Here is a 12,113-nt window from a genome sequence, read left to right on the forward strand (position 1 = left end):
TGTCGGTTTATTAAAAAAGTGCTATCACGTGAGTTAAACTTACTGAATAATAGCACTTTTTCTTATATATAACATAATTATTATCCTTCTGATACTTCATCATCAACAATATCATTCAAATCAAAAAACAACAAACGAGTAGAAGAATTTTCATCTTCAGGTGTCAGCGGGACAAAACCATTCTTTATATAAAATGGAACAGCTTCGGAATAGGCATCTACGGTAAGAAAGCGGCACCCTGTTTTATTATTTATAACAAAATAGCTCTGAATAAAAGCTAAAAGGAATGAGCTCATGCCTGTACCCTTCACTAAACGATCTACTCCTAAACGACAAATCTTCGCTGCCGGATAACTTCTTAATCGCTTTTCATTTACAAAACGATGCTTTCGGAAATGATTAAATTCAGTTTTATCTTTAAAATCAGTTAATGAGATTCTATCATTAGCCAGACTGAAATAGGCAGCAACCCGATTATTATTTTTCTTGTCTTCAACAACATAGCTTACTGCGAGTAATGCTTTCCGATATAATAATGACTCATTTAAAATAAAATCGTTCAGATCTGTGTCACCACAGTCGAACGATTTCACTGATTCTTTTATTTTCAAGCGGCGCACTATATATGTCTCTTGAAATATTTCTTCTGTTAAAATCATACTTATCAATCTTTGAAAACGTTCATTACGGCTTTGTAACGTTTCAATCTGATTGCTTTTTGTTCCGGTGTCTCTCTACGTTTTTCTTTCATTCGCGCTTCAAATTTCCGGGCATCCTCCCCAAACAAAATTGGGGTTTCTTTTATTGGCTTTGCCACTTTGCTTTCTCCTTTCATTGTTAATTCAACATACAAAGGTAGCACTATTTCTTTGTTATGGCAAGCCCAAAGAGTCTTTTCTTCAAGCTTGCTGTTCAATTTGCTTTTAAAAAAGTGTCCTTTCAGGATTAGAACTTCTTTAATTCTTCTTGTAAGATGACCGGTTCGTTAGTGGTGATGAAATCTACCTTTTGCTCGATCAGCCATTTCATATCTTCTACTTCGTCTACTGTCCATACGTTGACTTTCAAGCCGAGGTCGTGAGCTTCTTTGATCCATTCGGGGTGTTTCTTGATCACTCCCATGTGATAGTCCAGACCGGCAGCACCAAGTTCTTTCAGCTCTTTGGGAGACAATTCTCCGTTAAGGTAATATACCGGAGTACCGGCAGGAGCCAGACGGATAAACTCTTTCATGGCATGTAGAGAGAACGTGATATATTCCATACGGTTTTCCAGTCCCATTTTCTTCACCATGGCAACAATTCCTTGCACCGCTTTAGTCTCACGTTTCTTGTTGCTATGTGCTTTCAGTTCGAGAATCAATTGGGTTTTACAGTTTTTTCCGGTTTCCAGATACTGTTCCAGGCTGGGTAAGTTTTCTCCGTTGGATAATTTAAGTCCGGTCAGCGCATCACCTTTGGAATATTCCATCGGCCTCATCTTATATACAGGATCATGGTTAACCACTAACTTGTTATCCTTCGCGATCCATACGTCAAATTCTGAACCGTAACAACCGATGGAATCTGCTTTTAGAAGTGATGAAATACTGTTCTGCGATGATCCCGGAGTTTTCCAGAAACCGCGGTGAGCTATCACTTTTGTCTGTGCCTGCATACAGCAAGCAGCCATTAGAAGGGCAGAAGCCATCATCATTTTTTTTAAATTCATTTGTTTGATCTTTTAAAAGTTTGATAGATTTAATTGGGTTTGGCCTCAAAATTATAAAAAAGATAACGCAAATCAGCCGATAATATGCTAATCTGCGTTAATCCTTGGGATTTTAGAATAGAAATGCTACAAAAGAATAACAGAATTTGCTGTTTCCGTTATTTTTTATCAGTTAAGTATAGGCCTCTTCATGTATTCCTTTCACTGCACGTCCGCTAGGCTCGTTCAGATTTCTGAAAGCGATATCCCATGCCAGAGCTTCTGCTGTGGAGCAAGCTACGCTAGGAACACTGGGGACGGTGCGTGCTGCACTTTCACTGGGGAAATGCTCTTCGAAAATGCTACGATAGTAGTACTCTTCTTTGTTTTGTGGCGTATTGATCGGGAAACGTTCGGCAGCATGTTCCATTTGCTCATCGCTCACGGCAGCTGCTGTGATCTCTCTCAATGTGTCAATCCATGAATATCCTACACCGTCACTGAACTGCTCTTTCTGTCTCCAAGCCACACTTTCCGGTAACATATCGGCAAAGGCTTCGCGAACAATTCGTTTCTCGATGTTTTTTCCGGGGCACATTTTAGCTTTCGGGTTCAGGTTCATTGCCACGTCGAGAAATTCTTTATCAAGGAAAGGTACGCGTCCTTCTACTCCCCATGCTGATAAACTTTTATTGGCACGGAGGCAATCGTACATGTGCAACTTTGAAAGTTTACGTACTGTTTCTTCGTGAAATGCCTGTGGAGTAGGGGCCTTGTGGAAATACAGATACCCCCCGAAAACTTCATCGGCACCTTCACCGCTCAACACCATTTTGATTCCCATTGATTTAATGACACGCGCCAATAAATACATGGGAGTGGAAGCGCGTACGGTAGTTACATCATACGTCTCGATGAAATAAATAACATCACGCAGGGCGTCCAGCCCCTCCTGAACGGTGTAGTTGATCTCATGATGAACGGTACCGATATATTCGGCTACTTCACGCGCTTTAATCAAATCGGGGGCACCCTTTAGACCGATGGCGAAAGAGTGGAGTTGAGGCCACCACGCATCGCTTGCACCGTCTGTTTCTATACGTTTTGCCGCATATTTTTTGGCAATAGCAGAGATAACAGAACTATCCAACCCGCCCGAAAGCAACACTCCATACGGTACGTCACTCATTAACTGGCGGTGCACAGCCTCTTCCAATGCCACTTTCACATCCTCGGTTTGTGCATCATTCTCTTTGACGGTTTCATATTCTGTCCAGCCGCGCGAATACCAACGTTTCATTTTTCCCTCTTTGCTATAGAAATAATGTCCGGGGAGGAATACTTCATATTCGTCACAAAATCCTTCGAGAGCTTTCAATTCGCTGCCGAAGTAGATTTTTCCCTCTTTATCTTTTCCTATATATAAAGGAATAACCCCTATCGGATCGCGGGCAATTAGAAATTCATCCTTTTCCTCATCATAAAGCACGAAAGCGAAGATACCGCTGATATCTTCCAAAAAATGGATGCCTTTATCTTTGTAAAGGGCAAGAATTACCTCACAGTCACTTCCAGTCTGAAAGTTATATTTTCCCGCATATTTAGCGCGAATATCACGGTGATTGTAAATCTCACCGTTGACGGCGAGCACCTGTTTACGATCGGGAGAGTATAACGGCTGCCCTCCACTCTGCGGGTCGACAATGGAAAGGCGTTCGTGTGCCAGGATGGCACTTCCGCCTACATAGATTCCGCTCCAGTCCGGTCCGCGATGACGGATCTTCTGGGCCATTTTCAGTGCTTTATCTCTTAGTTCTTTCGTTTGAACTTTGATGTTGAGTATACCTGCTATTCCACACATAACTTTAATTTTTAGAGGGGGTAATGTAATCTGTTGATTGTTTATTCGCTATTTCTAAGAAGCTGACTAGCTATTCTTAATTCGTTCCATAATTGTTATCGTTTAGTTCCACAACTGTTTCCCTTTAGTTCCATATCTGTTATCGTTTAGTTCCACAGATATGGAACGAACCGATAATAGCAATCGAGCTTCTTGTTGTACACTGTTGCAAAACTTATTGTATTAGATAAGCATCTATTTCCGCAGCAGCCTTTCGTCCTCCCGCCATGGCGCGTACCACCAGGCTGGCGCCAGTCTCGGCATCACCGGCTAGGAATACATTCTTTGCAAATTTCGGTTGCTCCGGTTTCAGGAATCCCATCGCCAATAATACCATATCAGCTTCGATGACTTCCTTCTTCCCTGTTGGTTTCATCGTGGGACGTCCGCCATCTGCTGCCGGAATCCATTCCACTTCTTCCACTTCTACACCTGTCACTTTTCCATTCTTTCCGAGGAACTGATTGGAAGCCAGGCACCAGCGGCGTGTACAACCTTCTTCATGGCTGGAAGTCGTTTTGAAGACTGCCGGCCATTGTGGCCAAGGAGTAGCCGGATTGTAGCCGACAGGAGGTTTCGGCATGATTTCGATTTGAGTGACACTGACGGCTCCCTGTCTCACACTGGTTCCGATGCAGTCGGAACCGGTATCTCCGCCACCTATCACAAGTACTTTTTTGCCTTTGGCATTCACCAATTTATCTTTCGGGAAAGTTTGTCCTGCCAGAATCCTGTTCTGCTGTGCCAGCATTTCAAGTGCGAAATGGATGCCTTTCAGTTCACGTCCCGGAATACTCAAATCACGTGCAGTCGGCGTTCCGGTACAGATGCAGTAAGCGTCGAATCCTTCCGGCAAATGATTGACGTCTATTTCTACTCCCATCTCAAACTGTATTCCTTCAGCAGCCAATATCTTCATCCGTCGGTCAATTACATTCTTATCCAGTTTGAAATTAGGAATACCGAACCGTAATAACCCTCCGGGCGCTTCATCCTTATCGAATAAAGTAACGCTATATCCTTTTAAATTCAGCTGATTAGCCACTACCAATCCGGCAGGACCCGCACCAATCACCGCCACTTTCTTTCCGTTTCTTCTCGGCGTCTTTACCTGTATATATCCTTCACGAAAAGCCGCTTCCACGATAGCTGCTTCATTCTCGCGAATAGTCACCGGCTGATCGCAGGAAAGTTTCAACACACACGATTTCTCGCAAAGGGCAGGACAAATACGTCCTGTAAATTCCGGAAAATCGCAAGTAGACGACAATACTTCGTATGCCTCCTTCCATTTTCCCCTGTATAATGCGTCCTGCCATTCCGGTTGTTTATTTCCTATCGGGCATGCCCAATGACAGAAAGGTACACCGCAATCCATGCAGCGTGACGCCTGCAATTTACGGCTGTTTGTATTCAAAGTCTGTTCTACCTGACTATAGTCAGCGATTCGCTCGTTTACAGGGCGGTATCCCGCCTCTTGTCGAGGTATATTTAGAAATGCTTTAGGATCTCCCATCTTGTTATTTACTATTTGACGATTTACTATTTACTATTTCCAGACTATCTTGTCATTTGCTATTTGACTATTTACAGACTATACATTCAAATAGTAAATTGTAAATAGTCAAATTGTAAATCTAATAGTCTCTTTGCATGTCTGCAATTTTTTGTTGTAATTTTCTCATCTGTTCCTCCTGCAATACTTTTTTGTATTCGATGGGTACTACTTGGATGAACTGGTCTGCATAATGATTCCAGTTGTCAAGCATGGTACGGGCAAGTTTTGAGCCTGTGTACAGATAATGTTGGCGGATTAGTTCGTGTAGCTCCTTCCGGTAGCTGGCTTCTTCGATGAGTGACAGTTCCACCATTTCCATGTTGCAGAAATAATCGAAGTTGCCATCCTTGTTCCATACATAAGCCACACCGCCACTCATACCGGCTGCAAAGTTACGTCCGGTTTGTCCGAGGACTACCACACGACCTCCTGTCATGTATTCGCAACAATGGTCGCCCACACCTTCCACTACGGCAACTGCACCGGAGTTACGAACTGCGAAGCGTTCTCCTACACGACCGTTGATATATACTTCACCGCTTGTTGCTCCATAAAGCAAGGTATTACCGGCAATTGTATTCTTTTCGGCTTCGAAGTTGCTGCGGATAGGAGGCAATACGGAGATGCGTCCGCCGCTCAATCCTTTACCCAGATAATCGTTTGCTTCACCTTCCAGTTTAAAGTTAACTCCCGGTACGAGGAAAGCCCCGAAAGACTGACCTGCCGAGCCTTTGAACTTCACATTCAGCGTATGTTCCGGCAATCCTTTGCCACCGTATTTCTTGGCGATCACTCCGGAGAGCATCGCACCTATTGCACGGTCTGTATTGGCAATCGTATATTCTAAAGAAATCTCTTTCTCATGTTCAATAGCTTCCTGTGCCGCATCAATGAGGGTTACATCCTTTACAGTAGAAACACCATGATCCTGATCGATGACATGGCGGATAGCCGCGTTGTTATCAATGCGTGCCAGCAATTTGGTGAAGTCGATTAATGCATGTTTCGGATTCGGGTCGTTGGCAACGGACTTGCGTTCGATCAAGTCTGTGCGTCCGATAATATCATCCATTCTGGTGAATCCCATTTCGGCCAAATGCTCGCGGACCTCCTGTGCCAGGAATGTGAAGAAATTTACCAAATATTCACTACGCCCATGAAAGCGTTTACGTAATTCCTCATTCTGTGTGGCAACTCCCACCGGACAAGTATTCTGATGGCATTTGCGCATCATTACACACCCTAATACAATCAATGCCGAGGTGGCGAAGCCATATTCTTCGGCACCCATTAGCGCCATTAAGATGATGTCACGTCCGGTTTTCAGTTGTCCGTCGGCTTGCAGAACTACTTGCCCACGAAGTCCGTTCAAAACCAATGTTTGTTGTGTCTCGCTCAATCCCAATTCCGGTGAGATGCCCGCATAACGGATAGAAGAAGCCGGAGAAGCACCTGTTCCCCCTTCAGCACCGGAGATGACAATCAGGTCCGCCTTTGCTTTTGCCACCCCGGCCGCAATTGTACCGACGCCGCTTTCTGCTACCAGTTTCACACTGATTTTGGCCTGTGGATTTACATTTTTCAGATCGAAGATTAATTGTGCCAAATCCTCAATTGAATAAATATCATGATGAGGTGGGGGAGAAATCAGTGAAATTCCCGGAATGGAATGGCGTGTTTTTGCAATCACATCATTCACTTTAAATCCTGGAAGTTGTCCGCCTTCACCCGGCTTTGCTCCCTGTGCTATCTTAATCTGAATCTCATCCGCATTAACCAGATATTCTGCCGTTACACCGAAACGTCCGGAAGCTACCTGCTTGATTGCACTTCGTAAGGAACTGCCATCGGGCAGCGGTTGGAAACGGGCAGCGTCCTCGCCACCTTCACCGGTATTACTGCGTCCGTGAATTTTATTCATGGCAATAGCCATTGCCTCGTGAGCCTCTTTGCTGATAGAACCAAAAGACATGGCCCCCGTGACGAAACGATGCAGAATGTTTTCCACCGGTTCTACCTGATCGATCGAAATCGGGTTACGACGGAATCCCAGAAAGTCACGAAGGAAAATAGGCTTTTCTTTTTCGTCTACCAAATGAGTATATTCTTTAAATTTCTTATAACTCCCCATCCGTGTAGCCAATTGCAGCGTACTGATTGTTTCCGGATTCCATGCATGCTCTTCTCCGTCTTTACGGAAAGCATACAAACCGTTGTTTTTTAATAATGGAAAGTTGAAAGTGGAAGATTGGGAATTACTTTGTGTGCCTTCATTTCCATTTTTGATTTCTGAAAATCCTTCCTCATGGAAAGCGATGGCATCTCTGGCTATTTCTTCCAAGCGAATACCTCCGATGGGCGAACCGAGTCCACCGAAATAGGCCTTACTCAATTCTTCGCTCAAACCGACGGCTTCGAAGATCTTTGCACCACGATAAGAGCGGATGGTAGAGATCCCCATTTTACTCATGATTTTAAACAAGCCTTTGCAGATGGATTTGATATAATTCTTTTCAGCAGTGGCATAATCCAACTGAATATCCCTGTCTTTAACCAAGCGGTCGAGAACGGCAAATGCCATGTAAGGATTCAGGGCACTTGCTCCGAAACCCAGTAATAACGCAGCGTGCATCACCTCACGTATTTCACCGCTTTCTACAATCAATGCTGTTTGTACACGTTTGCCGACTGAAATCAGATGGTGATGAACGGCGCTTACTGCCAGCAATGAAGGAATAGCAGCATGGGTAATATCCACGTCACGGTCGGTCAGGACAATGTAGTTTACGCCTTCCGTCACAGATTCTTCCGCCATTTTACAGAGGCTGTTCAGTGCCTCCTGCAATCCGGCTTTCTCTTTCGCTGCTTCAAATAACATGGGCAGTTTGACCGTTTTGAAGCCTTTATAGCGGATATTACAAAGAATATCCAGTTGTGTGTTGCTCAAAATCGGATGATTCAGGCGGACCATTTTGCAATGACTTTCGCTGGGTGTTAGAATATTCATGCCGACTGCCCCGATGTATTCTGTTAATGACATTACCAGTTCTTCGCGGAGCGGGTCGATGGGAGGATTGGTCACTTGTGCAAATTGCTGCCGGAAATAGTTGTAAAGCAATTGCGGCTTATCCGAAAGTACAGCTAACGGAGTATCATTACCCATTGAATGGATCGGTTCTGCTCCGCTGCTTGCCATCGGCATAATCAGTTTTTCGATATCCTCTTTGGAGTAGCCGAAAGTGCGAAGCATACAGTCGTAGTTTTCTACATGATGAGGTACTTTGCGTCCGCTCTTCAGTTCATCCAGTTCGATTCGGTTCGTAGACAACCAGGTGCGGTAAGGTTTGGCTTCAGCCAACTGTTTTTTCAGTTCGCCATCATAATAAATTTCACCTTTTTCCGTATCTACCAGCAAAATCTTACCGGGTTGTAAACGACCTTTTTCTTTGATGTCTCCCGGTTCGAAATCCATCACACCGACTTCCGAAGCCACTACCATCATATCGTTTTTAGTAATCAGATAACGGGCAGGGCGCAGACCGTTGCGGTCGAGCATACCTCCGGCAAATCGTCCGTCACTGAAGAGAAGTGCAGCCGGTCCGTCCCACGGTTCCATCAGGATAGAGTGGTATTCGTAGAATGATTTCAGATCCTCGCTGATGGGATTCTTTTCGTTGAAAGATTCCGGCACGAGCATAGCCATAGCGTGTGGCAGGCTCAACCCCGACATCACCAGGAACTCCAGTACATTGTCCAGGGAAGCACTGTCGCTCATGCCCGGTTGTATAATCGGGCGAAGTTCTTTTATGTCACCCAAGGTAGGAGTGGAGAGTACGCTTTCGCGGGCTTCCATCCATCCGCGGTTACCACGGATTGTGTTGATTTCACCGTTGTGTGCCAGAAGGCGGAATGGTTGTGCCAATCCCCATGTAGGGAATGTATTGGTACTGAAACGGGAGTGCACCAGTGCTAGTCCGCTGGTAAAATAGCTATTCGTCAGGTCCGGATAGTAGTTGCGCAGTTGCAACGACGAAAGCATACCTTTATATATAATGTTTTTTGTAGAAAGCGAAACAACATAAAAATCGTCCTTTGTCGGAATGGATGACAGTCTGACCTTATTCTCGATTCTTTTCCGGATCAGATATAACTTCCGGTCGGCCGTTTCCGTTTCTGTAAATCCGGTGATAAACACCTGCTTGATGTCAGGTTCGTTTGCCAAAGCAGATTCTCCTAGAATTTCAGGGCAGGTGGGCACATTGCGCAGATGCATCAATGTGAGTCCTTCTTTTTCAATTTCTTCAATAATGATACTTAAAATGGCTGCCTGGTCTTTCTCATTTTTCGGCAAAAATAGCAATCCTGTGCCGTACCGTCCTTTTTCGGGTACAGGAATACCTTGCAATAAAATAAACTCATGCGGAATTTGCAACATGATACCTGCACCGTCGCCGGTTTTGTTATCCGCACCTTCGGCGCCGCGGTGGCGCATGTTCTCTAATACCTTTAAAGCCGACTCAACAATGTCGTGTGACTTTTCTCCATGAATGTTTACCAGCATACCAACACCGCAGGCATCGTGTTCGTATGCCGCATTGTACAAGCCCATCTGTTTGGGCTGTCGTTGGTAAGGGGATCCTTCTGTTACGTTGTTAAAAAGTTCTTGTTTCTTCATTCTTACTAGCTTTATTGTATGATAATACCTAATTGAAGTGTCAATTTGTTCGGCAAAGTTAGTAGTTTAATTTCAAAATGATAGTAAAATGTAAGTTTTCTGTAACGCGAAATTAAAAGAAGAGCCTGTCTTCTTCTAATTTGTAATTAAAAGAAGGAGATTTACTTTTAATTTGTTAGCTCTTTTGGGTGAATGGTGATCTAATTGTAATTTGTTTCTTTTTGAGCTAAAAATAATATATTATTTAACTTTTTGATGTGTTTACAACTTTTTTATGCGTTTCTGTCAAATAAATATGCTTTTTGTTGTCTTTATGTTATTTGTAATGTGTATATTTGCGGTCGAAATAAAAATATCATAATATGTGTGGAATAGTAGGCTATATTGGTAAACGAAAAGCCTACCCTATCCTTATAAAAGGGCTGAAGCGACTGGAGTATCGTGGATATGATAGCGCGGGGGTAGCAATCATCAGTGATGACCGACAGTTAAATGTGTATAAGACGAAAGGAAAAGTCTCCGATCTTGAAAATTTCGTCACACAAAAAGATATTTCCGGTACAATCGGAATTGCCCATACTCGTTGGGCTACTCACGGGGAACCTTGTTCCGCTAACGCCCACCCTCATTACTCTTCTTCCGAAAAGCTCGCTCTCATTCATAACGGTATTATTGAAAACTACGCCGTTCTCAAAGAAAAACTTCAAGCCAAAGGCTATATTTTTAAAAGTAGTACAGATACCGAAGTCCTTGTTCAATTAATAGAATACATGAAAGTCACTAATCAAGTCAGTTTGCTGACAGCCGTTCAATTGGCGTTGGGAGAAGTGATTGGTGCCTATGCGATTGCGATTCTTGATAAAGAGCATCCCGATGAGATTATTGCTGCCCGTAAGAGTAGCCCGCTGGTAGTGGGGATTGGAGCGGACGAGTTCTTCCTTGCTTCGGATGCCACTCCGATTGTAGAATATACAGATAAGGTGGTTTATCTGGAAGACGGAGAAATTGCTGTTCTCCATCTGGGAAAAGAATTGAAGGTGGTCAATTTGAGTAATGTTGAAATGACACCTGAAATTAAAAAAGTGGAGCTTAATCTCGGCCAGCTGGAAAAAGGGGGATATCCGCATTTTATGTTGAAAGAGATTTTCGAACAGCCCGATTGTATTCATGATTGTATGCGCGGACGTATCAATGTGGAAGCAGATAATGTGGTACTTTCCGCTGTGATCGATCATCGGGAAAAGCTACTGAATGCCAAGCGGTTTATTATCGTTGCCTGTGGAACTTCCTGGCATGCCGGACTGATTGGTAAGCATCTGATTGAAAGTTTCTGCCGCATACCGGTGGAAGTGGAGTATGCTTCCGAATTCCGTTACCGTGATCCGGTGATTGACGGACAGGATGTAGTGATAGCAATCTCCCAAAGTGGTGAGACTGCGGATACTTTGGCTGCTGTGGAATTGGCAAAAAGCCGCGGAGCATTTATATATGGTATTTGCAATGCTATCGGGTCTTCTATTCCCCGTGCTACTCACACCGGTTCGTATATCCACGTAGGTCCGGAAATCGGAGTCGCTTCCACCAAAGCGTTTACCGGACAAGTCACTGTGTTGGCAATGCTGGCATTGACGCTTGCCAAAGCGAAAGGAACAATTGACGAACGGCATTATCTTTCAATAGTACAGGAATTAAATCATATTCCGGAGAAGATGAAAGAAGTGCTGAAACTGAATGATACCCTGGCGGAGTTATCGAAAACTTTCACGTATGCGCATAACTTTATTTACCTGGGACGCGGATATAGTTATCCTGTTGCCTTGGAAGGTGCATTGAAATTGAAAGAAATATCGTATATTCACGCCGAAGGTTATCCGGCTGCCGAGATGAAGCACGGACCGATTGCCTTGATTGACGCGGAAATGCCGGTAGTGGTGATTGCTACGCAGAATGGACTGTACGAAAAAGTGCTAAGTAATATTCAGGAGATCAAGGCGAGGAAGGGAAAAGTGATTGCGTTCGTTACGAAGGGAGATACGGTTATCAGCAAGATTGCCGATTGTAGTATCGAACTTCCTGAAACAATAGAGTGTCTCGATCCGTTAATTACTACGGTACCTCTCCAACTTCTTGCTTATCACATTGCGGTATGTAAGGGGATGGATGTAGACCAGCCGAGAAATCTGGCGAAGTCGGTAACGGTGGAGTAATGTGATTTACAATTAGACAATTTACTATTTACTATTTACGATTGAAGAATCAATGATAGATAGTAAGTTGTTTGATTGGCAGGT

General features: G+C 43.9%; 7 protein-coding genes. 1 reads left to right on the forward strand and 6 read right to left on the reverse strand.

Going from position 1 to position 12,113, the window contains the following annotated elements; translation table 11 throughout:
- Window positions 1-80 precede the first annotated feature (80 nt).
- The 6 genes from KTR06_RS13465 to gltB all read right to left on the reverse strand — a co-directional run bounded on the left by KTR06_RS13465 (window position 81) and on the right by gltB (window position 9,822).
- On the reverse strand, window positions 81-659 hold the full coding sequence (locus tag KTR06_RS13465; protein ID WP_217290418.1) for a GNAT family N-acetyltransferase: 579 nt from the start codon (window positions 657-659) through the stop codon (window positions 81-83).
- A gap of 5 nt (window positions 660-664) precedes the next feature.
- Complete coding sequence (locus KTR06_RS13470) at window positions 665-916, reverse strand: hypothetical protein (RefSeq protein ID WP_049702575.1); 252 nt, start codon at window positions 914-916, stop codon at window positions 665-667.
- Between the two features lie 29 nt (window positions 917-945).
- Window positions 946-1,710 (reverse strand): glycerophosphodiester phosphodiesterase family protein, encoded by a 765-nt coding sequence (locus tag KTR06_RS13475; RefSeq protein WP_049702576.1) that lies wholly within the window; start codon window positions 1,708-1,710, stop codon window positions 946-948.
- Between the two features lie 172 nt (window positions 1,711-1,882).
- Window positions 1,883-3,550, reverse strand: coding sequence for an asparagine synthase B (gene asnB / locus KTR06_RS13480; protein WP_128859010.1), 1,668 nt, complete (start codon window positions 3,548-3,550; stop codon window positions 1,883-1,885).
- Between the two features lie 214 nt (window positions 3,551-3,764).
- Window positions 3,765-5,105, reverse strand: coding sequence for a glutamate synthase subunit beta (locus KTR06_RS13485; RefSeq protein WP_151935140.1), 1,341 nt, complete (start codon window positions 5,103-5,105; stop codon window positions 3,765-3,767).
- Window positions 5,106-5,226: 121 nt separating this feature from the next.
- The gene (gene gltB / locus KTR06_RS13490; RefSeq protein ID WP_217290419.1) at window positions 5,227-9,822 is read right to left on the reverse strand and encodes a glutamate synthase large subunit; all 4,596 of its coding nucleotides are present in this window, start codon (window positions 9,820-9,822) and stop codon (window positions 5,227-5,229) included.
- A 362-nt stretch (window positions 9,823-10,184) separates the two neighbouring features.
- On the opposite strand from gltB, the gene glmS reads away from it, so the two are divergent.
- Window positions 10,185-12,029, forward strand: a complete 1,845-nt coding sequence (glmS, locus tag KTR06_RS13495) for a glutamine--fructose-6-phosphate transaminase (isomerizing) (RefSeq protein ID WP_004315736.1) — start codon at window positions 10,185-10,187, stop codon at window positions 12,027-12,029.
- Window positions 12,030-12,113: the final 84 nt, after the last annotated feature.

The organism is Bacteroides sp. MSK.20.12 (genome assembly GCF_019052435.1).
In the GTDB taxonomy this organism is placed as follows: Bacteria; Bacteroidota; Bacteroidia; order Bacteroidales; family Bacteroidaceae; genus Bacteroides; species Bacteroides xylanisolvens.

What these genes read in the sequence shown, in the direction of transcription:
- KTR06_RS13465 (WP_217290418.1), bottom strand. Translation starts at nt 659, where the DNA reads ATGATTTTAACAGAAGAAATATTTCAAGAGACATATATAGTGCGCCGC.
- KTR06_RS13475 (WP_049702576.1), bottom strand. Translation starts at nt 1,710, where the DNA reads ATGAATTTAAAAAAAATGATGATGGCTTCTGCCCTTCTAATGGCTGCT.
- asnB (WP_128859010.1), bottom strand. Translation starts at nt 3,550, where the DNA reads ATGTGTGGAATAGCAGGTATACTCAACATCAAAGTTCAAACGAAAGAA.
- KTR06_RS13485 (WP_151935140.1), bottom strand. Translation starts at nt 5,105, where the DNA reads ATGGGAGATCCTAAAGCATTTCTAAATATACCTCGACAAGAGGCGGGA.
- gltB (WP_217290419.1), bottom strand. Translation starts at nt 9,822, where the DNA reads ATGAAGAAACAAGAACTTTTTAACAACGTAACAGAAGGATCCCCTTAC.
- glmS (WP_004315736.1), top strand. Translation starts at nt 10,185, where the DNA reads ATGTGTGGAATAGTAGGCTATATTGGTAAACGAAAAGCCTACCCTATC.